Origin of the sequence: Amycolatopsis sp. YIM 10 (assembly GCF_009429145.1) — a bacterium.
Classification (GTDB): domain Bacteria; phylum Actinomycetota; class Actinomycetes; order Mycobacteriales; family Pseudonocardiaceae; genus Amycolatopsis.
The window spans coordinates 2021152-2044739 of the sequence record NZ_CP045480.1; the positions used below are offsets into that span (position 1 = coordinate 2021152).

Below are 23588 nucleotides of genomic sequence, written 5' to 3' on the forward strand. Positions count from 1 at the left end.
TGTGACGTCGGTCGGTTTACCGACCAGTTCGGTCGGTAACTCGGTACGGTGATCACCATGGCCCGACCCTTCCGGCAGCAGGCGGACGCGGAGATCCTCGATCGCGCCTCCGCCCTGTTCGCCCAGCACGGGTTCGCCCAGACCTCGCTGAAGGCCGTGGCGGACGCGGTCGGCCTGTCCAAAGCCGGACTGCTGCACCACTTCCCGAACAAGGAAGCGCTCTACACCGCGGCGCACGATGTCGCCCGCGAGCAGGGCAGGCGCGTGGTCGACCGGCTGGCGGCGCTGCCGCCGGGCCGGGAGCGCGACCTGCGCGCACTCGAACTGCTCACCGACATCGCGCTGGACCGGCCGGGGCTGGTGGCCCTGGCCTTCCGCACGGTGACCTCGCCGGACGCGGAGTCCGCGCTCGACGCGGAAGACATGTTCGTCTCGCAGATCTTCGCCGTCGACACCGCCGTCGACACGGTGGCCGCCGACCCGCCGGAGCGGGTCGTGCGGGTCATCGGCGCGCTCAGCGCGCTGGCTGTGCTCACCCTGGCCGCCAACGAGCACGGTGAGAAAACCGCGTGGCGGCCACTGATCATCGCGACCTGTGCGGACGCGCTCGGCCACCGAAGCCCGTCGCCCGCCACTTCCCGTCACGACCAGGTGGAGGCCTGATTCCCGATGGCACGTCTGTTGTACCGGCTCGGCTTGGCCGCCCAGCGGCGCCGGCTGGCCGTGGTCCTGATCTGGCTCGTCGTACTGGTCGGCGCCGGGGTCGGGGCACTGACCCTGTCCGGCACCACCACCAACAACTTCTCCATTCCCGGCCAGGAATCCACCACGGCGCTGGAAAAGATCAAGAGCGCCGGGGGCGGTGGCGCCTCCGCGCAGGTGGTGATCAAGGCCCCCGAGGGGCAGAAGCTGACCACGCCGGAGAACGCGCAGGTGGTCGGCGGCCTGGTGGCGAAGCTGAACACGCTGCCGGGCGCGGTCGGCGCCAGCAACCCGCTGGACCCGGCGGCTCCCGCGGTCAACCCGGACCAGGACACCGCCTACAGCACGGTGAGCTACTCCGCGCCGCCGGGCGGGGTGAGCACCGCCGACCAGGACGCCCTGTTCGCCGCGGTCGACCAGGCACGGGCCGGTGGCTTCACCGCCGAGGTGAAGGGTGAGGCCACCATGGCCGCGCCGCACATCGGCGGCGCCACCGAGGCCATCGGCGTGGTGCTGGCGCTGGTGATCCTCGCGCTGACCTACGGCTCGCTGGTGGCGGCCGGGATGAACCTGCTGACCGCGGCGGTCGGCGTGGGCATCGGCGTGCTGGGCATCACCATCGCCACCGGGTTCATGGATCTGCAGTCGACCACCTCGGCGCTGGCCGGCATGCTCGGCCTGGCCGTCGGCATCGACTACGCCTTGTTCATCATCAACCGCTATCGACATGAACTGCGCGAGGGCAAGGACGTGCCCACCGCGATCGGTACCGCGGTCGGCACGGCCGGTTCGGCGGTGCTGACCGCGGGCATCACGGTGATCATCGCGCTGCTCGGGCTGATCGTGGTCGGCATCCCGTTCCTGACCCAGATGGGTGTGGCCGCGGCCGCCACCATCGTGGTCGCGGTGCTGGTCGCGCTGACCCTGGTGCCCGCGGTGCTCGGTTTCCTCGGCAAGCGCGCGCTGCCGCGCAAGCAGCGCGAAGCCCCCGCCGAGGCGGAGGCCGAGAGCAAGTTCTACGGCGGCTGGATCGGCACCGTCACCAAGCGCCGGGTTTCGGTGCTGCTGCTGGCGATCATCGGCCTCGGCGCGATCGCGCTGCCGGTCACCCAGATGCGCACCACGCTGGTGCAGATCCCGCCTGCCGAGAGCACGCAGGAGCGGGCCGAGGCGCTGCTCACCGACGCGTTCGGGGCCGGGGTCAACGGGCCGCTGATCGTGTTGTTCGAAGGCCCCCAGGCGAGTCAGCAGGCCATGCGGGCGGTCGGCCCGATCGACGCGATCGGTGACACCGCGATGGTGGTGCCGCCGAAGCCGGGGCCCCCGGGCATGCCCGCCATGCTCACGGTGATCCCGGAATCCGGGCCCACCAGTGAGGACACCGAGCACCTGGTCTCCGATCTGCGCGACTACCTGGCCGGTCTGGACGGGGTCGACGCCTCGGTCACCGGCGCCACCGCGGTGAGCGTGGATGTCGCGGTCTCGCTCGACGAGGCGCTGCCGATCTACCTGGTGATCGTGGTCGGCCTGGCCCTGCTCCTGCTGATCCTGGTGTTCCGCTCGCTGCTGGTGCCGCTGGTCGGTGTGCTCGGCTTCCTGCTCACCGTCGGCGCGTCGCTCGGCGCGACGGTCGCGGTGTTCCAGTGGGGCTGGCTCGGCGACGCGGTCAACCTGGACGCGCCGGGGCCGCTGATCAGCCTGACGCCGATCCTGGTGATCGGCATCCTGTTCGGCCTGGCCATGGACTACCAGATCTTCCTGGTGTCGCGGATGCACGAGGCGCACCACCGCGGGGCGTCGCCGAAGGACGCGATCGTCACCGGCTTCAAGCAGGCGGCGCCGGTGGTGGTCGCCGCGGCGCTGATCATGTTCTTCGTGTTCGCGGGCTTCGTGCCCGCCGGGGAACCGGCGATCAAGTCCATCGCGTTCGCGCTGGCGATCGGCATTCTCGCGGATGCCTTCGTGGTGCGGATGGTGCTGGTGCCCGCCGCGCTGGCGCTGCTCGGGGAACGCGCGTGGTGGCTGCCGTCGTGGCTGCGGTGGCTGCCGGTGCTCGACGTCGAAGGCACCGCCCTCACCGAGGAGCGCCCGAAGCCCAGGGAACGCGAAACCGTCAACGCCTAGCTCCCGCGGATGCCGTGAAGGTGGCTTTCACAGCGAAATTGCTGTGAGAGCCACCTTCACGGCGTTCAGGCCAGGGGAGCGGCGGGTGCGGTGTCGGCTCGGCGGCCTGATCGGACGGCGGAAAGGGCGGCCGCGATGCCCCTGATCCCGGCGGTCATCGGCTCCGCGGCCAATGTGTACGGCAGCCGCACGAATCGTTCGAAGGCGCCGCCGACGCCGAAGCGCGGGCCCGCCGCCAGGTGCACGCCGAACTGCGGGGCCACCGCCGCCAGTGCCGAGCTGACCGGCTCGGGCAGCCGCGCCCACACGGACAACCCGCCGAGCGGCCGGCCCACCGTCCAGTCCGGCAGGTGCTCGGCGACCAGCCCCAGCAACAGGGCCCGGCGCTCCCGCAGCTCGGCCAGCCTGCCCGGCAGCACCTGGTCGATCTCCCCGAGCAGTTCCGCGCAGGCGAGCTGTTCCACCACCGGCGTCCCGAGATCGGTGCCCGCGCGCGCCTGCGCCAGCTGCCGCACCAGTGCGCGGTCCCCGCGCAGCCAGCCGATTCGCAAGCCACCCCAGAAGGTCTTGGCCGCCGAGCCGATCGAGACGGCACCCGAAATCGGCGTCGGCGGTGGGGTGTCCAGCGCCAGCTCGCTCATCGTCTCGTCGACCACCAGCCGTCCGTCGAGCCGCAGCCGCGAACGGTCCACTTCGGACATGACCTGCCCCGTCGGATTGTGGAAGTCCGGGATCAGGAACGTCATTGCCGCGCCGCGGGCGGCCTCGACCAGACCGTCGACGTTCCAGCCGTCTTCGGTGAGCGCGACCGGCGTGATCCGGCAGCCCGCCGTCCGGAGCACACCCAGCGCGTGCGGATAGCTCGGGTGCTCGGTCACCACCCGGTCGCGCGGGCGCACGGTGGTCCGGACCAGCAGGCTGAACGCGTGCTGGGCGCCGTTGGTGACCAGGATCTGCGCCGGATCGGTGGGCAGACCGCGGTCGGTGTACCGCCGGGCGACGGCTTCGCGCAGTTCGGGCAGCCCGGCCGGGTTGTAGCCGTGGCGCGGCAGGTAGCGGGGGAGCCGGTCCAGCGCCCGCGTGTACGCGCGGTGCAACGCCTCGCCCGGTGCGGGGGAGGCCGCGTGCGAGAAGTCGATCAGGTCCGGCCCGGCGACACCCGGATCCTCCTGCTTGCCCGGCGGCACCCGCGTCCGCCCGCGTGCCCGGTCGCGGGTGCTGAGGTAGCCCTGTTCGCGCAGCGTGGCGTAGGCGGTGGAAACCGTGGTGCGGCTGATCCCGAGCGCGGCGGCGAGGTCGCGCTCACCGGGCAGCGCGGTGTCCAGCGGCAGCCTGCCGTCGAGAATGAGCAGGCGGACCAGGTCGCTGAGCCGCCGGTGCGCCGGTCCCGGCCCGGCCGAGAAGTCACCGAGCAGGCGGGCGAGGTTGTGGCTGCTGGTGTGCACCGGGCCAGCGTTCTCGATCTGGCCCTTTCTGACAAGGCCAGATGTCGACCAAGATCGCCGGTATGAGCACGCAGTCCGTGGCCCGGCGGATGACCGCGGGGGAGCAACTCCGCGCCGGGAAGAAACTCCGCCGCCTTCCGCAACTTGTCGCCGGCCTGGTCGGGTACGGCATTTCCGTCACCTTCCTGGTCGAGTCCGGCCTCGGCGCGTCCAGCTGGAGCGTGCTCGCGGAAGGCGTCTCCGAGCGCACCGGGCTGAGCTTCGGCTGGGCCACCAACCTGATCGCGGTGGCCGTGTTGCTCTTCTGGATCCCGCTCCGGGAGCTGCCCGGCCTGGGCACCCTGCTGAACGTGCTGCTGGTCGGCCTGTCGGCGGATTTCGCGGTCTGGTTCCTGCCGGTGCCGGACTCGCTCGGCCCGCGCCTGGCCTACTTCCTGCTCGGACTGGTCATGCTCACCTTCTTCGACGCGGTCTATCTCGGCGCGCGCTTCGGTTCCGGCCCGCGCGACGGGTTGATGACCGGGGCCGTGCGGGTCAGCGGCAAGCCGATCTGGCTGGTGCGCACCGCGATCGAGGTGGTGGTGCTGGCCATCGGCTGGGCCCTCGGCGGTACCGCGGGCTTCGGCACCCTGGTGATCGCGCTGGCGATGGGACCACTGGTGCAGCAGTTCCTGCGCCTCACCACGGTCCGGCTGCCCGGCGACCACCTTGACAAGCCCGAGAAGGGCGGCTGAAAATACCCGACAATCGACAAGAACCAACAACAGGAAACAGAGGTCGGCCGTGCGGAAGAGCGTCCTTTTCCTGGTCGGCCTGCTGTTGCTGGCGGGGGCGTCGCCCGCCGCGGCGACGGTGTCGTCCTCGAAGCCACCCACGTACTTCAACAACGCGGCCACTCCTGGCGCCGATCCGTTCGTCCACTTCGATCGCGCCAGCGGGTACTACTACGCCTATTCGACCGAAGGCGCCGATCCCGGCTACCACTTCGGCATCTACCGCTCGCCGGACCTGGCCACCTGGGAGCACCTGCCCGGCGGCGCGCTCGAAGCGGGCAAGGCGGGGACGTGGGCGCACGACTGGTTCTGGGCGCCGGAGCTGTACCACAACGAGAAAACCGGGCTGTACTACTTCTTCTACTCGGGCCGGATGAACCGGAACGTGGCCGAGCACTTCAAGTACGCGGACTTCGAGGAGCCGTCGAAGGTGGGCGTCGCGGTGGCGAACTCACCGGCCGGTCCGTTCCGCGACGTCGCGCCGGGGCCGCTGGACTACCACCCGTTCGACCCGGACTACCACGACGTCAACCTGATCATGGACGCCGCGCAGAAGAAGCCGCCCGCCACGCTGGAAGAGGGCCAGAGCGCGCCGCTGGGCACCTACCTCCCGTTCATCGACCCCAACGTCTTCTTCGACGCGGACGGCCGGATCTACCTCTACTTCTCCCGCAACGCCTACCGGAACTGGGTGTGGGACACCGATCTGGGCAAGTACGTCGAAGAGTCCAACATCTACGCGGTCGAGCTGACCGATGACTGGTGGCACGACCCCGAGGGCAGGACCAAACCGGCGATCGCCCCGTCCTACCGCGACGCCAATCTCGATCCGGCCGATCCGCCGGGCACCCGCAAGGACGGCTTCGCCCCGATCCTGGACTACGGCTCGGACAAGCAGTCCTGGGAGAACGCGCACGTCGACGACTACGCGAAAACCGGTGGTGCGAAGAAGGACCGGCGCTGGGCCGAGGGATCGACCACCGTGCGCACCACCGACGAGCACGGCAAACCGGTCTACCGCCTGACCTATTCGGCGAACAACTACGAGAACGAGCACTACGGCGTCGGGTACGCGACGGCGGACAGCCCGCTCGGGCCGTGGCGCAAGAGCCCGGCGAACCCGGTGCTGGCGCAGGACCCGGCGCAGGGCGTGTACTCCACCGGCCACGGCAGCATCACCGCTTCCCCGGACGGTTCCGAGCAGTTCTACGTGCACCACGGCCGTCCGTCCACAACGGACAACCGGCGCCTGTACAGCTCGCGGATGCGGGTGGCCGGTCCGCTCGCCATCGACCTGACCACCGCCGACCAGCCGATGCCCGCCGGGGTCGGCCCGCTCGGCGTCCGCACCGGCGAACGCCTGCTGCGCCTGCGCCCTGGGGTGGCGGGCGGTACCGAGGTGACCGTGCGCAGCGCGCCGGGCGCGGCCTTCGACCTGGCCAATCCGCTGAACCGCCTGCGCGCCAAGCTGATCCCGGCGAACGCGGGCACGGTGGCGGTCACCGGAGGCCGGGTCGAAGTGACCATGCACCGGCCCGGTGCCGCGTTGCTGGAAATCGGCTACCAGCGCCTGCGCGCCGACAACAGCTACGCCGACGTCTCCCGCGCGCGAACCACCGTGCCGGTGCTCAGCCGCTGAGTCAGGCGCAGCCGGCCGGGTCCGTCCTCAGTACCGGGTCGTCCTGGCCCGCGCCGGCGAAGTTGTAGGTGTCGACCTCGGTGAGGTGCCGTTCTCGACGGCGTAACGGGTGCGCTGGCCTTCGTAGACGAGTTCGCCGCCGTTGCCGGTGTCGATCCTGGTAGCACCCAAGGTGATCAGGTCGCGGCCACCTTCGGCGTTGGACGCGCATTCGTAGCCGAGGCGCGCGGCGATCCCGCCGCCTTCGGTGACGTCGAACCGCGTGCCGTCGGGTCCGGTGAGCGTGCGCGGGCCGTCCGGGCCCAGCTCGACGAAGGTGCTGAAGTCGGTGTTCGCCCCGCGCGAGAAGGTGACCAGCACCTCGGCGCGGCCGTCGCCGTTGATGTCGGTGACCCGCGGCTCCTGCGGGCCGGCCGCCGGATCGGCGGGCAGTGTGATGGTGCTGGTGGTGCCGTCGACGTTGAACACCAGCTGCTGCACAGCGGGATCGCCGGTGCTTGCCAGCGCCGCGGTGTCCGCCTTGCCGTCCCCGTTGAAGTCGGCGGTGACTCCCGAGTCGGCCGCCGAAGCGGTTCCGGCCAGCGCGGGCACCGCGGCCAGCGCCAGCAGTGCGGCGGCGGTACCGCGGATCCTGATGTGGGTACGCATTTTTCCCCCTATACCTGGTAAGTCTTCTTAGGACTGTCCATTGGAGACTGTTGTGGTGATTGATTCCCCTGACACTTGGTAGATGTGCGAGAAAGCCACCAGTTGGCCATTTGTGACCCAGGTCACAATCGGACAACGCTAGGCTGATCGCATGGACTTCGAGGAGATCGTGGTCAGGACCGAGCGACTCGACTTCCCCGCGCTGGCTGCCGGCGACGGGCCGGTGGTGGTGTGCTGGCACGGGTTCCCCGATCACCCGGCCACCTGGGAACCGCTGGCCGAGCGGCTGGTCGCTGCGGGCAGGCGGGTGGTCGCGCCGTACCTGCGCGGCTTCCACCCGGACACCGCGGACGAACTGCCCTACGGCGGCAGCCTCACCTTCGCCGCCGACGCCGCGGCCGTCGCCCGCGCGCTCGACCCGGACGGCGTGGACATGATCGGGCACGACATCGGCGCGGGCGCGGTGGGGCGGGTGGCCGCGGCGTGGCCGGAAACCCTGCGCCGCGGGGTGACGATGGCGGTGCCGCCGCCCGCGACGCTGACCGCCGCGCTGCACGACCCCGCGCAGCAGAAACGGCTGTTCTACCTGTGGATGTTCACCGTCGAGGGAATCGCCGAGACGGTGCTCCAGCTCGACCGACGGCTGATCGACTACCTGTGGGCCACCTGGTCGCCGGGACTGACCATGTCGCCGGAGCACCGCGAGCGCATCCACCGCATGTACGGCGACGAGCGCTTCATCGCGAACTCGCTGGAGATCTACCGGGCGAACTTCGACCCCAGCAGGCACGATCCGGCGCTGGTGGACTTCGGTGGCCGCAGCGAAGGCGCCGCGGGCAAGCCGTTGCTGGTGATGGCGGGCGCGGACGACGGCTGCATCGCCGTCGAGCACTTCGAGCAGGCGAACCGCGGTCTGGCTCCCGGCTCCGACGTGGCGGTTCTCCGCAACGCCGGGCATTTCCTGCACCTGGAGCAGCCGGACGAGGTGGCCAAGCGGGTGCTCCGCTGGTTCGACGCTTAGGCGGGTGGCGGGCGCCAGCCCGAACTGGCGAACAACGCGCGCCGTGCCGTTCTGGCGGGTGCGCGGTCGAGCCGCTTCCGGCCGGCCTGGACGTCGGCGAGCGCTTCGCACAGGGTGGGGTGGGTCGGCAGCACGGTGCTCACCCCGATCGCCACGATCACCCGGTTCACCACCGGTCCCCAGGTCACCATCGCCCAGGAAACGTTCTCCTCGGCGGCCGCGCCCGCCGCTTCCAGCAGCGTCGCCAGGCCCGCCGCACCGAGAAAGCCGAGCCCGCGCAGATCGAGCACAAAGTCTTCGCGGGCGGCGATGCGCTTGGCCAGGAACCGGCCGAGCGTGGGTGCGCCGAGCCAGTCGACATCACCGGTCACGCTGCCGATGACCACTCCGCTCCGGTGGACGCGGAGGGTGATGTAGACGTCTCCGGCCGTTGGCAAGGTGTGCTCCTCGCGTCTGCCCGACGGGGGGCACTGCCCCCTGGTCGCCCAATTATGCGCCTGGCGCGCAGGGGCGGCATGGTGACGAGGGCTTAGGTTTCTAGTGCATTCTCCGGCCACTGCCCGCTGAGCACGATCGGCAGTGAAAGCACGAACGTACTGCCGTCGGGACTGCTGTCGGCCAGCACCAGATCGCCGTGGTGCGACCGGGCGATCTCCTTCGAGATGTACAGGCCGAGACCGGTGCCCTTCTGGGTGCTGCCGAGCCGTTCGAACTTGCCGAAGAGCCGGTCGCGGTGCTCGGCGGGCACCCCGGGACCGCGATCGGTGACGGCGATCTCGACGTGGTCGCCGTCGACGGTGAGCGCGAGCCGGATCGGGCTGCCCGGCGGGCTGAACTTCGCCGCGTTGCCCAGCAGGTTCACCAGCACCTGCCGGATGCGGAACGGGTCGACCCCGGCCACCACGCCCGTCTCCGCCAGCAGCTCCACCGGGTGGTCCTCGGTGAGGTCGGGCAGTTCGCCGACCACTGTCCGCGCCAGCTCGCCGAGATCGGTGGTTTCCAGCAGCAGTTCCAGGTCGCCGGAGAGCATGCGCCCGGCGTCGGCGAGGTCCTGCACCAGCCGGTCCAGCTGACGCAGGCTGCGCGCCATCGTGCCGAGTAGCTTGTGGACGGTCGCGGACGGCATCCGGTCGGTCTGCTCCAGCAGCAGCTGGGTGATGCTGGTGAGCCCGGTGATGGGATTGCGCAGTTCGTGCGCGCAGGTCACCGCCAGCTCGGTCTGCTGGTCCAGGCCGGGGTGGTCGTCGGCGGACGGGGCCGGTGGCAGTTCCGTCCGTTCACGGCTGATTTCGGAGAACAGGTCGGCCAGCAGGTTCGCCAGCAGCCGGGTCGAGCCGCCCTTCTCCACGTACGCGGTGGCGCCGAGGCGCAGCGCCTGCTCGGCGACCTGGTCGCGGCCGTACCCGGAGACCACGATGACCTTGGTGCCCGGTGAGGCCGCGAGGATCAGCGGCAGCGCCTCGAGCCCGTCCATGCGCGGCATGGCGAGGTCGAGCAGCATCGCGTCGGGTTGCCGGTCGGTGGCGATGCGCACCGCCTCGATGCCGTCGGCCACCTCACCGACGACGCTGATGCCCTGCAACGATTCCAGCAGCGCGCGCAGGGCGAACCGGACCTCGCGGCTGTCGTCGGCGATGACCGCGGTGACCGGCGCGGAAGCGGCGGGGCGCGGATCGGTCGCGGGATTGGCCGGTGGGGCGAGCGCGGCGGGTTGCTGTCGCACCAGATCACCCGGCGCGATGCCGGTGCTTTCGTGCAGCAGGTTCCGCATGGTTTCCCGCGCGGTGTCGAGAGTCCGCCGCAACGTGCGCACCGCCCGCTCGGACTCGCCGGAATCCAGTGCGTAGAGCGCGGCCGACAATCCCTGGATGACGTTGTCGTTGATCTCCAGTGCCTGCTGGCGGCGCCGGTGCTCGTCCTGCAGCTGGCGCCGGGCTTTTTCGGCTTCCTTGCGGCGGGTGATGTCGCGGACCACGACCACGGCGACCGTGCCGCCGAACGCGCCTTCGGCCGTGGACAGCGGGCGCAGCGTGACCTCCGCCGGGAACTCCGTGCCGTCGTGGCGCTTGCCGGTCACCTCGGCGCCCTGGACGGCCCGGTCGGTTTCCAGTTCCGGCAAGGCCCGTTCGATGCGCCGGCCGGTGAGTTCGCCGAACAGGTCCGCCGCGCGCTCGTTGGCCAGTGTCACCACCCCGGCGGTGTCGAAGCCGACGATGGCATCGGTGCCGGATTCGAGCAGGAGCCGGGTTTCCGCCGCGGCCGCCCTGGCCGCGGTGATGTCCTGCGCGGTGCCGACCATCTTCCGCGCGACGCCGGACTCGTCGACCACCAGGCTGGCCCGGCGGTTGAGCCAGCGGACGGTGCCGTCCGGCCACACCACCCGGTGCGCGAGTTCGGTGTCGAGGTGGTCGCGCAACGCCTGTTCGTTGGTGGCGATGACGGTTTCGCGGTCGTCGGGGTGCACGTGCGCGAGAAACGTGCGGTAGTCCAGTTCGCGCGAGCGGGGGACCAGGCCGTAGAGCCGGAACATCTGGTCGCTCCAGGTCACCGCGTCGGTGGTCAGGTCGCGTTCCCAGCTGCCCACCCGGCCGACGCGCTCGGCCTCGGTGAACATCGCCGTCCGCTCGGTGACCCTTGCCTCCAGTTCGGCGCCCGCCCGTTCGCTGGTCGCGGTGGCCACCCGCTGCTCGGCGGCCGCGGCGGCGAGCAGCAGCCCGGTCAGCACGAGCGCGCCGTTGAACGACTGCAGCAGCACCATCCGGTTGAGCAGGTCCTGCCCGGCGAACGGCCCGGCGCCGAGCGCGGCGGCGATGGTGGTGCCGCTGGTGGCGATGACCAGGCAGAGGGAGACCACGGCGAGGCCGAGGCGCCAGGCGCTCCAGATCACCATCGGGAAGATGATGAACAGCCACGGCACCTGACCGGCGGCCACCGCGGCCGCCAGTGCGAACGTGCCGGTGGTCAGCAGGACGGCCTGTATCCATTGCGCGGCGGTGATCCGGTGCCAGCGCACGAGGTGCGCGGTGGAGAGCGCGAGCAGTGCGGGCGCGAAGACCAGCAGCCCGGTGGCGTCGCCCGCCCACCACACCGACCAGGCGGTGAGCCCCTGCTCGCGCGGGATCGCACCGGTGGCCACCAGGGTGCCGACGCCGACGGTGGCGCTGATCGCCATTCCGGCCACCGCGCCGAACAACACCAGCGACATCACGTCGCGCAGCCGGGCCAGCTCGGTCCGGAACCCGGCGCGGCGCAACAGCAGCACGGCCACCGCCGGTGCCGCGGCCGCGCCCGCGGCGATGCCGAGCACGGCGAGCGGGGAGGGCCCGAGCGGTGCGTTGGCGGCCAGCGAACCGAGCAGCGCCCCCGGCCACAGGCGGACGCCGAAGCGCAGCATCGCGGCCACCGCCAGCCCGGTCGACGGCCACAGCGGGGCGACCTGGCCGCGCACCAGCGCGAACTCCAGGCCGAGCCGCGCGCCGAGGTAGTAACAAGCAGCGAGCGCGAGCACGGCGGCGGCCCATCGCGCTGATCGGGAAACCATCACCGACGACGCTAAGTCCCCGCGCCACCCGGGACTAGGGTCCAAAGACCCACCCGGTTCCGGTGACGCCCGACCGGCGCCCGGCTGCGGGACGGTGGTCTAGACCATCCGAAAGGAGGTACTGCGCCCGCCGGACCGGCGGTTATCGTGGGCCGACGGCCGTGTTCTCTGCTGTGGCAACGACGCTTCGAGATAGGGAGCTGGGTATGTTCGGTCGTGGCTCACGCATGCTCATGGTCGCCTTGGCGGCTCTGCTGGCGGCCCCGCTGGCGCTGCTGACCCCGGCGGCGGCCACCGAAAGCGCCGAGACCTGTCCGGTGAAGTCGAAACCGGCGGGCAAGGTGCTGCAGGGGTACTGGGAGAACTGGGACGGTGCCTCGAACGGGGTGCACCCACCGCTCGGCTGGATTCCGATCACCGACTCCCGCATCGCGGCCCACGGGTACAACGTGCTCAACGCCGCTTTCCCGGTGATCCTCTCCGACGGCACCGTGTTGTGGGAGGACGGCATGGACTCCACGGTGAAGGTGGCCACGCCCGCCGAGATGTGCGCGGCGAAGGCGGCCGGCGCCACCATCCTGATGTCGATCGGCGGCGCGACCGCCGGGATCGACCTGAACTCCGCGGCGGTGGCCGACCGGTTCGTCGCCACGATCGTGCCGATACTGAAGAAGTACAACTTCGACGGCATCGACATCGACATCGAGACCGGCCTGGTGGGCAGCGGCAACATCGGCACGCCGTCGGCGTCGCAGGCCAACCTGATCCGGATCATCGACGGGGTGCTGGCGCAGATGCCGTCGAACTTCGGGCTGACCATGGCGCCGGAGACCGCCTACGTCACCGGTGGCAGTGTGGTCTACGGCTCGATCTGGGGCGCGTACCTGCCGATCATCAAGAAGTACGCGGACAACGGCAGGCTGTGGTGGCTGAACATGCAGTACTACAACGGCAGCATGTACGGCTGCTCCGGTGACTCCTACCAGGCGGGCACCGTGCAGGGCTTCACCGCGCAGACCAACTGCCTGAACCAGGGCCTGGTGGTGCAGGGCACCACGATCCGGGTGCCGTTCGACAAGCAGGTGCCGGGCCTGCCCGCGCAGCCGGGCGCCGGTGGCGGGTACATGTCGACCGGACTCGTGGCGCAGGCGTGGAACAGCTACTCCGGCGGGCTGAAGGGCCTGATGACCTGGTCGATCAACTGGGACGGTTCGAAGAACTGGACCTTCGGGAACAACGTCAAGGCCCTCCAGGGCCGCTGAGATCCGGGCAAGAACCCCCGTGAGCGTGCTCGCGGGGGTTTTGTCCTGCCCGAGGTCTTGAAAGATACATTCCTGTTGGTATGTAATTGCGGCGGCAACGGAAGGAGGCCGCCGTGGCGGACAGGGTGTACGTCGCCGGGGTGGGCATGACCAAGTTCGAGAAGCCGGGTCGCCGGCCGGACTGGGACTACCCGCTGATGGCGAAGGAAGCCGGGACCAGGGCGCTGGAGGACGCCGGGATCGACTACCAGCGGATCGAGCAGGCCTACGTCGGCTACGTCTACGGCGAGTCGACCTCGGGGCAGCGCGCGGTCTACGAACTGGGGCTGACCGGTATCCCGATCGTCAACGTCAACAACAACTGCTCCACCGGCTCGACCGCGCTGTACCTGGCCGCGCAGGCGGTCAGGAGCGGGCAGGCCGACTGCGTGCTGGCGCTGGGCTTCGAAAAGATGCGGCCCGGTTCGCTCGGGTCCACTTTCGACGATCGCGAGCAGCCGCTGGGCAAGCACATCCAGGCGCTGGCCGAGATCTCCGAGGTGCTCTTCCCGCCCGCGCCGTGGATGTTCGGCGCCGCCGGGCGCGAGCACATGAAGCAGTACGGCACCACGGCCGAGCAGTTCGCGAAGATCGGTCACAAGAACCACCGGCACTCGGTGAACAACCCATACGCGCAGTTCCAGGACGAGTACACACTGGACGAGATCCTCGGCTCGCGGATGGTCTACGACCCGCTGACCAAGCTGCAGTGCTCGCCCACTTCGGACGGTTCGGGCGCCGCGGTGCTGGTCAGCGAGTCCTTTGTGGAAGAGCGCGGGCTGGCCGGGCGGGCGGTGGAGATCGTCGGCCAGGCGATGACCACCGACTTCGTGTCCACTTTCGACGGCAGCGCGAAGAACATCGTCGGCCACGACATGAACGTGCGGGCCGCGCGGAAGGTCTACGAGCAGTCCGGCCTCGGCCCGGCCGACTTCCAGGTGATCGAGCTGCACGACTGCTTCTCCGCCAACGAGCTGCTGCTCTACGAAGCGCTCGGCCTCTGCGCCGACGGGGAAGCCGGGCAGCTGGTCGACGACGGCCAGACCACCTACGGCGGCAAGTGGGTGGTGAACCCGTCGGGCGGGTTGATCTCGAAAGGACACCCGCTCGGCGCCACCGGGCTGGCGCAGTGCGCCGAACTGACCTGGCAGCTACGCGGAACCGCGGACAAGCGGCAGGTCGACGGCGTCACCGCCGCGCTGCAGCACAACATCGGCCTCGGCGGCGCCGCCGTGGTCACCGCCTACCAGCGCGCCGAGCGCTGAGGAAACCGGAGGAAGCACCATGGGCAAGGTCGACGCGTCGGTGGAACTGCCCGCACCCCAGGAGAAGGTGTGGGCCGAGTTCTCCAACCCGAACAACTTCGAGAAGTGGCTGACCATCCACACCAAGTGGAAGGGCGAGGTGCCCGCCGAGTTCAGCGCGGGCGCGCGGGCCACCGAGGTGGTCACCATGCTGGGCATGGCGAACGCGATCGAGTGGACCGTCGAGGAGTTCGACGCACCGCACCGGCTGGTCATCTCCGGCACCGGGATGGCCGGGGTGAAGGTCACCTTCGAGCTCCGGGTCGAGGCGGCGGGGGAGCGGTCGACGGCCACCATCGACGCCGAGTTCAGCGGGCAGATGATCGTCGGCGCGCTGGGCAAGGCGGTGGAGAAGGACGCCAGGAAGAACCTGGAGAAGTCGCTGGAGAACTTCGCCGAACTGGTCGCGTGATGGACGACGGGATGGAGTTCGATCCGGGAAAGCTCGGCAAGTGGACGGACGAGATCCGGTTCGACGTCACCGCCGAGCGGATCGCGGAGTACGCGGCCGCAACCAACGACCCGATCCCGGCGCATCGGGACGGTGTGGTGGCGAGCCCGGTGTTCGCCATCGTGCCGGTGTTCCAGTCGCTGCTGGAGCCCGCACTCGAGGTGGTGCCGCTGCCGCTGATCGGCCGGGTGCTGCACGGCGAGCAGGATTTCCGGTTCCACCGGCCGATCCGGCCCGGCGACCGGCTGGTGGCCAGGGCCAGGATGCTCGGTTACCGCGGCAGGCCGAAGGGCACCGCGGCGAACGTGCACCTGGAAACCCGCACCACCGGCGGCGAACCGGTCAACGACCAGTACGTGACCTTTGTGGTGCGTGGGTTCGACGCCGGTACGCAAGTGGGTGAACTGGCGCCGGGGCACCGGTTCGACGAGGCGCTGCGCGAACAGCCGCCGGTGGCCGAAATCACCCAGCACATCGACGAGGACCAGACGTTCCGGTACGGCCCGGCCGCCGGTGATCCGATGCCGATCCATCTCGACGACGAGATCGCGAAGGAGGCCGGGCTGCCCGGCATCATCGCGCACGGCCTGTGCAGCATGGCCTTCACTTCGTGGGGCGCGCTGAGCGAGCTGGCCGGTTCCGACGTGACCCGGTTGCGGCGACTGGCGGTCCGCTTCGCCAAACCGGTTTTTCCCGGGCAGGACCTGCACACGCGCTTCTGGCGCACGGGTTCCGGCGCCTACGCCTACGAAACCACCGCGGGGGCGCAGGTGGTGCTCACCGACGGCCTCGCCGAGATCACCGACTGAAGGAGAACAGCGGCATGGGAGCACTGGACGGACGGGTCGCGGTGATCACCGGCGCCGGTCGTGGCATCGGGCGCGAGCACGCGCTGCTGTTCGCCGCGGAGGGCGCGGCGGTGGTGGTCAACGATCTGGGCGGGGCCAACGACGGCAGCGGTTCGGACACCGGACCGGCGCGGGAGGTGGTGGCCGAGATCACCGCCGCGGGCGGGAAAGCCGTCGCCAGCACGGCCGACGTGGCCACCTGGGACGGTGCCGCGGAGCTGGTGGAGCAGGCGGTCGCCGAGTTCGGGAAGCTCGACGTGGTGGTGAACAACGCGGGCATCCTGCGCGACGCCTTCCTGGCCGGGATGGACGAAGCGCGGTGGGACGCGGTGATCGCGGTGCACCTCAAGGGGCACGCGGCGGTGCTGCGCCACGCGGCGGCGTACTGGAAGGCGCGCTCGAAGGCCGGCGAACCCGTTGCCGCGGCAGTGATCAACACGGCCTCGGCGTCGGGAACCACGCTGCCGAACGCGGGTCAGGCGAACTACGGCGCGGCCAAGGCGGGGATCGCCGCGCTCACCCTGGTGGCCGCGGCGGAACTGGAACGCTACGGCGTGCGGGTGAACGCGATCGCCCCGATCGCGCGTACGCGGCTCACCCTGGCTACTCCGGGCATGGGCGCGATTTTCGCGCAGGAGGTCGAAGAGGGCGAGTTCGACGCCTTCGCGCCGGCCAACATCGCACCGCTGGTGGCCTATCTGGCGACCGAGAAGTGCCCGCACACCGGCCAGGTCTTCGCTGTGCAGGGCGGTTCCATCCAGTTGCTGCGGGGTTGGACGGTCGCCGAAACCACGGAAACCGATGACCCGTGGACGATCGACGGCATCGATGCGCGCCTCGCCGGGTGGTCGCTCACATAGCGGAAAACGCATACCACTCAGTGGGCGGTGTGCCACCCCGCGTCGCCTTCCTACCCTGGAAGGGCTCGTTCGGCGACGAGAAAGGTGGTTCCGTGATGGGTGGATGCAACTGCTGCAGCTCCTGCACCGGCGCCAACTGCGGCTGCTGCGGGAGCTGCGGCTGACCGGCCGGTCACCGCCATGAACGGGTCAGCGCCGTGCCGGTGACCCGCTCATGGCGCTGCTTCACAGGCGTTCCTGGAGCGCCTCGGCCGCGGCGAGCAGATCCGCCGCCCAGCGCGCGCCCGGTTTGCGCCCGATGCGCTCGATCGGCCCGGACACCGAAACCGCGGCGACCACGGTGCCCGAGGAATCCCGCACCGGCGCCGAGACGCTCGCCACACCGGGCTCCCGTTCGGCCACGCTTTGCGCCCAGCCACGCCGCCGCACCTCCAGCAGCGTGCGCTCCCCGTAGACCGCGTCGGTGAGGATCGCGCGCTGCGTGTGCGGATCCGACCACGCGGCGAGAACCTTCGCCCCGGAACCGGCCGTCATCGGCAACCGCGAACCGATCGGCACGGTGTCGCGCAGGCCACTCGGCGGTTCCGCGGTCGACACGCACACCCGCTGCACCCCGTCGCGGCGGTAGAGCTGCACGCTCTCGCCGGTGATGTCCCGCAGCTTCGGCAGCACCGAGCCCGCCGCGTCGAGCAGCGGATCCGTTGTGCCACCGGCGAGTTCGGCCAGCGCCGTGCCCGGCCGCCAGCGCCCGTCCGGCCCGCGCCGGAGCAGTCTGTGCACCTCGAGCCCGACCGCCAGCCGGTGCGCGGTGGCGCGCGGAAGGCCGGTCCGGCTGCAGAGTTCGGCGAGCCCGCAGGGATCTTCGGCGACCGCCTGCAGCACGGCCACCGCCTTGTCCAGGACTCCGATACCGCTATGCTGTCCCACAGCGCGATACTATCTTCCCGAAGTTTGGGAAGTCCAGATCCTGGGAAAATCCCGGTAACGTCTTATGGGAGGTGCCCTGATGTCCAAAACGCGGGGCCGCACGCTGGCGGAAAAGGTTTGGGACGCACACGTGGTGCGCCGGGGCGAGGGAGCCGAGCCCGACCTGCTCTACATCGACCTGCACCTGGTGCACGAAGTCACCAGCCCGCAGGCCTTCGACGGTCTCCGGCTGGCCGGTCGCCCGGTGCGCAGGCCGGACCTGACCATCGCCACCGAGGACCACAACGTGCCGACGGTCGACATCGAACTGCCGATCGCCGATCCCGTTTCGCGGACCCAGGTCGACACGCTTCGCCGGAACTGCAAGGAGTTCGGCGTCCGGCTGCACCCGATGGGCGATGCGGAGCAGGGCATCGTGCACGTGATCGGCCCGCAGCTCGGCCTGACCCAGCCGGGCATGACGGTGGTCTGCGGTGACAGCCACACCTCCACCCACGGCGCGTTCGGCGCGATGGCCTTCGGCATCGGCACCTCCGAGGTGGAGCACGTGCTGGCCACCCAGACGCTGCCGCTGCGTCCATTCAAGACGATGGCGATCAACGTCGACGGCCGGTTGCGCCCCGGGGTGACCGCCAAGGACATCATTCTCGCGGTGATCGCCAAGATCGGCACCGGCGGCGGGCAGGGCTACGTGCTCGAGTACCGCGGCAGCGCGATCGAGGCGCTGTCCATGGAAGCCCGGATGACCGTCTGCAACATGTCGATCGAAGCCGGCGCCCGCGCCGGGATGATCGCACCGGACCAGGTCACCTTCGACTACCTCGAAGGCCGTCCGCACGCGCCGAAGGGTGCCGACTGGGACGCCGCGCTGGCCGACTGGCGCGAGCTGAAGACCGACGACGACGCCGAGTTCGACGCCGAAGTGCGTCTCGACGCCGACACCCTCACCCCGTTCGTGACCTGGGGCACCAACCCCGGGCAGGGCCTGCCGCTGGGCGAGTCGGTGCCCGATCCCGAGCAGATCGCCGACGAGAACGAGCGCTTCGCCGCCGAGAAGGCCCTGTCCTATATGGACCTCAAGCCGGGCACCCCGCTGCGTGAGGTCCAGGTGGACACCGTCTTCCTCGGCTCGTGCACGAACGGCCGGATCGAGGACCTGCGGGCGGCCGCGGCGGTGCTGGCCGGGCACCGGGTGGCCGATGGCGTGCGGATGCTGGTGGTGCCGGGCTCGATGCGGGTGCGCCAGGCCGCCGAAGCCGAGGGGCTGCACAAGATCTTCACCGACGCCGGGGCCGAATGGCGGCAGGCCGGTTGCTCGATGTGCCTTGGCATGAACCCGGACCAGCTCAAGCCGGGCGAGCGCAGCGCGTCGACCTCCAACCGGAACTTCGAGGGCAGGCAGGGCAAGGGGGGCCGGACGCACCTGGTCTCGCCGCTGGTGGCCGCCGCGACCGCGGTCCGCGGCACGCTCTCCTCGCCGGAAGACCTGGTGCCCGCCACGGCCGGTACCGCCCAGTAGCCTTTCTCTCGTCCCAGGAGTACCCATGGACCCCTTCACCACCCACACCGGCGTCGGCGTGCCGCTGCGCCGGTCCAACGTGGACACTGACCAGATCATCCCGGCCGTCTACCTCAAGCGCGTGACCCGCACCGGGTTCGAGGACGGGCTGTTCGCCGCCTGGCGCTCGGACAGCGAGTTCGTGCTCAACCAGGAGCCCTTCCGGGCGGGCAGCGTGCTGGTCGCCGGGCCGGACTTCGGCACCGGCTCCTCCCGTGAGCACGCGGTCTGGGCGCTGATGAACTACGGCTTCCGCGTGGTCATCTCGTCCCGGTTCGCCGACATCTTCCGGGGGAACTCCGGCAAGCAGGGGCTGCTGGCCGCCCAGTGCGAGCAGTCGGACGTCGAGTTGCTCTGGAAGCTGCTCGAGAACGACCCCGGCACGGAGGTCACCGTGGACCTCCAGGCGAAGACCGTACGGGCCAAGGACTTCACCGCGCCCTTCACGATCGACGACTACACCCGCTGGCGGCTGCTCGAAGGGCTGGATGACATCGCTCTCACCCTGCGACACGCCGAAGAGATCGATTCGTTCGAATCCGGCCGCCCCTCCTGGAAGCCGGTGACCACCCCACTGGGCGGCTGAGCTGCGGGGATTCCCTGCTCAACAAGGGAATCCAGGCCTCGCCGAAGGGCGGTACACCCGTGCCAGACGGCCCGCTGAAGCCCCGCTGAGGGTCCCTCTAGAGGCGGAACCACCGCCGATACAAGGGAAAAATTCCGCGTGCCGTTTGGAATTTGTGCTGCATTGGTAATACCGTGTGCGCAAGTCGGCCGAAGGAGGCCGTGTACGGATAGTTCTTCTTGGAGGACCGGAATGGCCAACAAGGCCCAGCTGATCGAGGCGCTGTCGGAGCGTCTGGGCGACAAAAAGGTTGCATCGGAAGCGGTCGACGGTCTCGTCGACATCATCATCCGGACGGTCAACAAGGGCGAGAAGGTGAACATCACCGGCTTCGGGGTGTTCGAGAAGCGCGCCCGCGCCGCCCGGACCGCGCGGAACCCGCGTACCGGTGAGACGGTCCGCGTCAAGAAGACCAACGTGCCCGCCTTCCGCGCCGGCACGACCTTCAAGGACGTGGTGAGCGGCGCGAAGAAGCTGCCGAAGGTCACCGCCGCCAAGCGCGCCACCGCGGGTACCCGTGCCGCGAGCACCACCACTCGCGCCACCACCACCCGGGCGACGGCCAGCCGTCCGAGCACCACCCGCAGCACCACGACTCGCACGCGCGCCACCACCACGCGCAGCACCGCCGCGAGCCGTACCGCTGCCAAGGCGGCGCCGAAGACGGCCGCGAAGGCCACCACGGCCAAGGCGACCACGGCGAAGAAGACCACCGCCAAGGCCGCTCCGAAGGCGGCGGCGAAGACCACCACCGCCAAGGCCACCACCAAGGCCGCTCCCAAGGCGACCGCCGCGAAGAAGACCACCGCGGCCAAGCGCACCACCGCCGCGAAGAAGAAGTAGTTCGCGGTCGGAGCGGTACCCACGGCAGGGCCCCGTGCTGGATTCCCGGCACGGGGCCCTGCCGCGTCCGTGACAGTGCCCACCCCGCACACCCGTCCGCGATCCGAGGTCCGTTACGAGAGTGCGCCCGCTCCCTCCCCCTCGCTAGAGTCGGAACCCGCGGCGCGCGACCGCGGTCTGAGGAGGTAGCCGTCATCGACATCCGGCTGCTGGGCTCGTTCGAAGCCGCGATCGGGGGTGCGCCGGTAGTTCTGACCAGCGCACGCCAGCGCGCGTTGCTCGCCGGGCTCGCGTTGTCCGCGGGGCGCCCGGTCTCGATCGACTCGCTGGCCCGGTTCGTCTGGGGGGAAAGCCTGCCCGCCAGGGTGCGCGGCAGCCTGCACACCTACGTGATGCGCCTGCGCCGCCTGATCGGCGAGGAAACCGTGGCCACCGCCCCCGATGGTTACCGGCTCGCCATCGAGCCCGATCGGGTGGACGCGCTGCGCTTTCTCCGCTTGCTCGACGACGCGATGGAGCAACCGGATCCGGTTGCCGAACGGCAATCGCTGACCGCCGCACTGGCGTTGTGGCGCGGCACCCCGCTGGAGGGCGTCGGTTCTCCGGCGCTGGCCGAGGATTGGGCGCCGCTGCTGACCGAGCGCTATCTGCTGGCGGTGGAGCGGCGCATCGATCTGGACGCCGAGGCGGGCGAAGGCACCGATCTCGCCGCCGAACTCACCGAGCTGATCGCGCGCTTCCCGCTGCGGGAGTCGTTGTGGGAGCGGCTGGTGGCGGAACTGGCGCGCACCGGCCGTCGCGCCGAGGCGCTGGCCAGGTACGCGAAACTGCGGGAACTGCTGGCCGAAGAACTCGGTGTGGAACCGGGCGCGAGCCTGCGCCGCCTGCACCTGGAACTGCTTTCCGCCGAAGCCCCGCCCGCGCCGGACACCAGGGAGGTGGTGCCGCGGCAGCTGCCGTTCGACGTCACCCGGTTCACCGGCCGCGACAGCGAACTGGCCGAACTGGGCGAGTTCCTCGACCGGCAGCACGAACGGTCCACCGCGATCGCGGTGATCGAAGGCGCCGCGGGGGTTGGCAAGACCTCGCTCGCGGTGCACTGGGCCCACCGCGTCCGCGACCGCTTCCCCGACGGGCAGCTGTTCCTCGACCTGCGCGGGCATTCGGCGGACACCCCGGTCACCCCGGACGCGGCGCTGGGCCGGTTCCTGCGGGCGGTCGGCGTGGCGGCCGAGGCCATTCCTTCCACAGTGGAGGAACGCTCGGCGATGCTGCGCAGCAGGCTGGCCGGGGCCCGGATGCTGTTGCTGCTGGACAACGCGCACGACGCGGACCAGGTCCGGCCGCTGCTTCCCGGTTCGGGGAACCTCGTGGTGGTCACCAGCCGCAGCCAGTTGCGGGGCCTGGTCGCCCGTGAGGGCGCGTACCGGCTGGCACTGGGGTCCTTGGACCACCGGGGCGCCACGGCGCTCCTGGCGGGCAGTGTGGGCCATTCCCGGCTGGCCGCCGAACCCGACGCGGTGGCCGAACTCGCGGATCTGTGCGGCGGGCTGCCGCTCGCGCTGGCGCTGGCGGGCGAACGGGCTTCGCGGTTCGGCGGCATGTCCATCGCCGGGATCGTCGAGGAACTGCGGGACCAGCGCTCACGCCTGGACACCCTGCGCGACCCGCACGACGCCGGCACCGATCTGCGTGCCGCGTTCTCCTGGTCCTACAAGGCGCTGCGCCCGGCCGCGGCGAAGCTGTTCCGGTTGCTCGGCCTGCACCCGGGCGTGGACATCAGCCTGTCGGCCGCCGCGGTGTTGTGCGGCAGGCCGGTGCGCGAAACCCGGGACCTGCTCGACCAGCTGGCGTCCGCGCACCTGCTCAACCAGCCGCGCGCGGATCGCTACCAGTTCCACGACCTGCTCCGCGTCTACGCCACCGAACGGCTGGAGGAGACGGAAAGCCCGGCGGAACAGGAACGCTGTTTCCGCCGGCTGCTCGACTGGTACCTGTGCACCGCGGCCGAGGCCAACAGCCAGGTGCGGCCGGATCTGCTCACCGAAGACGTGGTGCTTCCCGAAGTCGACGGGCCGGCGGTGAGCTTTCCCGACCGCGCCGCCGCGACCGCCTGGTATCTCGGCGAACGGTCCACCTTGGTCGCACTCGTGGCCGCCGCGGCCCGGCGCGGCTGGCCGACCCGCGCCTGGCAGCTCAGCTGGCTGTTGCGCGGGTTCAACGCCGAACGGCATGACATCGATGACTGGATCGAGATGGCGCGCCACGCGGTGGAGGTCGCCGAAGCCAAGCGGGACCGGCTCGGCCTTCAGTACGCGGCAAACAACCTGGGTACGGCGTTGCTGCGTGCTTCCCGCACCGACGAAGCACTTGTCGTGTTGGAGCAGGGACTGGCCGCGGCACCGGAAGGCGGGAACGCGCTGAGCGTCGCGATCCTGAGCAATCTCGCCGGCGCCTACTACCTCCGCGAGGAGTACGAGGAGTCCTACCGCTACAGCTCGGCCGGAGTCGAGGCCGCGCGCCGGTCCGGTGACCAGACCTACGTCGCGCACGCGGAGCTGAACCTGAGCGCCAGCTGCATCGGGCTGGGCAAGTTCGACGACGCCGCCGAACACGCCAAGAACGCGCAGGACGCCTTCCACGCCGTCGGTGACCAATACCACTCGGCGCTGGCGAAGGGGAACTTCGCCGAAGCGCTGGGGCGCGCGGGGCGGTACGACGACGCGATGGAGAACGCGTTGCGCGCACTGGGCTCGCTGCGGGAGATGGGCGCCGACTACGGCACCATCGACGTGCTCATCACACTCGGGCAGATCCAGCACGCGATGGACGAGCGCGAAGGCGCCGACGGGTACTGGCGGGAAGCGCTCGGCACCTGCGTGCGACTCAACGACCCGCGAGCCGATGAAGTGCGAGCGTTGCTCGAAAGCCTCGACACCACACCGGAGCGGGATGCGCCGCACCCCTAGACCGTCGCA

The 23588-nt window shown here is 70.4% G+C and carries 19 protein-coding genes; 14 read left to right on the forward strand and 5 right to left on the reverse strand.

Annotation, left to right across the window (positions count from 1 at the left end):
• The first annotated feature begins 57 nt into the window (after positions 1-57).
• Together YIM_RS10065 and YIM_RS10070 are read left to right on the forward strand one after the other, a co-directional pair.
• A complete protein-coding gene (locus tag YIM_RS10065; protein ID WP_153030097.1) occupies positions 58-663 on the forward strand; it encodes a TetR/AcrR family transcriptional regulator in 606 nt (201 codons plus the stop codon).
• Positions 664-669: 6 nt separating this feature from the next.
• Positions 670-2826, forward strand: a complete 2157-nt coding sequence (locus YIM_RS10070) for an MMPL family transporter (protein WP_153030098.1) — start codon at positions 670-672, stop codon at positions 2824-2826.
• A gap of 65 nt (positions 2827-2891) precedes the next feature.
• On the opposite strand, the gene YIM_RS10075 is transcribed toward YIM_RS10070, so the two are convergent.
• A complete protein-coding gene (locus YIM_RS10075; RefSeq protein ID WP_228004655.1) occupies positions 2892-4271 on the reverse strand; it encodes a PLP-dependent aminotransferase family protein in 1380 nt (459 codons plus the stop codon).
• Between the two features lie 62 nt (positions 4272-4333).
• Between YIM_RS10075 and YIM_RS10080 the strand changes: the two genes are divergently transcribed.
• Together YIM_RS10080 and YIM_RS10085 are read left to right on the forward strand one after the other, a co-directional pair.
• Positions 4334-5005: a YitT family protein gene (locus YIM_RS10080; protein ID WP_228004656.1), complete on the forward strand. Its 672-nt coding sequence runs from the start codon at positions 4334-4336 to the stop codon at positions 5003-5005.
• A gap of 49 nt (positions 5006-5054) precedes the next feature.
• Entirely contained in the window at positions 5055-6683 is a 1629-nt protein-coding gene (locus tag YIM_RS10085; protein WP_153030100.1) for a glycoside hydrolase family 43 protein, read from the forward strand.
• A 27-nt stretch (positions 6684-6710) separates the two neighbouring features.
• On the opposite strand, the gene YIM_RS10090 is transcribed toward YIM_RS10085, so the two are convergent.
• The gene (locus tag YIM_RS10090) at positions 6711-7331 is read right to left on the reverse strand and encodes a VCBS repeat-containing protein (RefSeq protein WP_153030101.1); all 621 of its coding nucleotides are present in this window, start codon (positions 7329-7331) and stop codon (positions 6711-6713) included.
• 151 nt (positions 7332-7482) lie between these two features.
• On the opposite strand from YIM_RS10090, the gene YIM_RS10095 reads away from it, so the two are divergent.
• Positions 7483-8352 carry an alpha/beta fold hydrolase gene (locus YIM_RS10095; RefSeq protein ID WP_153030102.1) on the forward strand — a complete coding sequence of 290 codons (870 nt, stop codon included), beginning with the start codon at positions 7483-7485 and terminating at the stop codon, positions 8350-8352.
• Here YIM_RS10095 and YIM_RS10100 read toward each other — a convergent pair.
• Positions 8349-8789, reverse strand: a complete 441-nt coding sequence (locus YIM_RS10100) for an STAS domain-containing protein (protein ID WP_194240108.1) — start codon at positions 8787-8789, stop codon at positions 8349-8351. The genes YIM_RS10095 and YIM_RS10100 overlap by 4 nt on opposite strands.
• A 92-nt stretch (positions 8790-8881) precedes the next feature.
• Positions 8882-11893, reverse strand: a complete 3012-nt coding sequence (locus YIM_RS10105) for an MASE1 domain-containing protein (protein WP_153030104.1) — start codon at positions 11891-11893, stop codon at positions 8882-8884.
• Positions 11894-12099: 206 nt separating this feature from the next.
• On the opposite strand from YIM_RS10105, the gene YIM_RS10110 reads away from it, so the two are divergent.
• The 5 genes from YIM_RS10110 to YIM_RS10130 all read left to right on the forward strand — a co-directional run bounded on the left by YIM_RS10110 (position 12100) and on the right by YIM_RS10130 (position 16657).
• Complete coding sequence (locus YIM_RS10110; protein ID WP_153030105.1) at positions 12100-13155, forward strand: chitinase; 1056 nt, start codon at positions 12100-12102, stop codon at positions 13153-13155.
• 113 nt (positions 13156-13268) lie between these two features.
• Positions 13269-14459 (forward strand): lipid-transfer protein, encoded by a 1191-nt coding sequence (locus YIM_RS10115; protein WP_153030106.1) that lies wholly within the window; start codon positions 13269-13271, stop codon positions 14457-14459.
• 19 nt (positions 14460-14478) lie between these two features.
• A complete protein-coding gene (locus YIM_RS10120; RefSeq protein ID WP_153030107.1) occupies positions 14479-14910 on the forward strand; it encodes an SRPBCC family protein in 432 nt (143 codons plus the stop codon).
• Positions 14911-14921: 11 nt separating this feature from the next.
• Complete coding sequence (locus YIM_RS10125; RefSeq protein ID WP_228004657.1) at positions 14922-15758, forward strand: MaoC/PaaZ C-terminal domain-containing protein; 837 nt, start codon at positions 14922-14924, stop codon at positions 15756-15758.
• A 14-nt stretch (positions 15759-15772) separates the two neighbouring features.
• Positions 15773-16657 carry an SDR family oxidoreductase gene (locus YIM_RS10130; protein ID WP_153030109.1) on the forward strand — a complete coding sequence of 295 codons (885 nt, stop codon included), beginning with the start codon at positions 15773-15775 and terminating at the stop codon, positions 16655-16657.
• A gap of 225 nt (positions 16658-16882) precedes the next feature.
• Here YIM_RS10130 and YIM_RS10135 read toward each other — a convergent pair whose 3' ends face one another.
• Complete coding sequence (locus tag YIM_RS10135) at positions 16883-17584, reverse strand: IclR family transcriptional regulator (protein WP_194240109.1); 702 nt, start codon at positions 17582-17584, stop codon at positions 16883-16885.
• Positions 17585-17663: 79 nt separating this feature from the next.
• Between YIM_RS10135 and leuC the strand changes: the two genes are divergently transcribed.
• The 4 genes from leuC (at position 17664) to YIM_RS10155 (ending at position 23579) form a co-directional block, all read left to right on the forward strand.
• Positions 17664-19103, forward strand: a complete 1440-nt coding sequence (leuC, locus tag YIM_RS10140) for a 3-isopropylmalate dehydratase large subunit (RefSeq protein ID WP_153030110.1) — start codon at positions 17664-17666, stop codon at positions 19101-19103.
• A 25-nt stretch (positions 19104-19128) separates the two neighbouring features.
• The gene (gene leuD / locus YIM_RS10145; RefSeq protein ID WP_153030111.1) at positions 19129-19728 is read left to right on the forward strand and encodes a 3-isopropylmalate dehydratase small subunit; all 600 of its coding nucleotides are present in this window, start codon (positions 19129-19131) and stop codon (positions 19726-19728) included.
• Positions 19729-19959: 231 nt separating this feature from the next.
• The gene (locus tag YIM_RS10150) at positions 19960-20610 is read left to right on the forward strand and encodes an HU family DNA-binding protein (protein WP_153030112.1); all 651 of its coding nucleotides are present in this window, start codon (positions 19960-19962) and stop codon (positions 20608-20610) included.
• 251 nt (positions 20611-20861) lie between these two features.
• The gene (locus tag YIM_RS10155) at positions 20862-23579 is read left to right on the forward strand and encodes a BTAD domain-containing putative transcriptional regulator (RefSeq protein WP_228004977.1); all 2718 of its coding nucleotides are present in this window, start codon (positions 20862-20864) and stop codon (positions 23577-23579) included.
• Positions 23580-23588 lie beyond the last annotated feature (9 nt).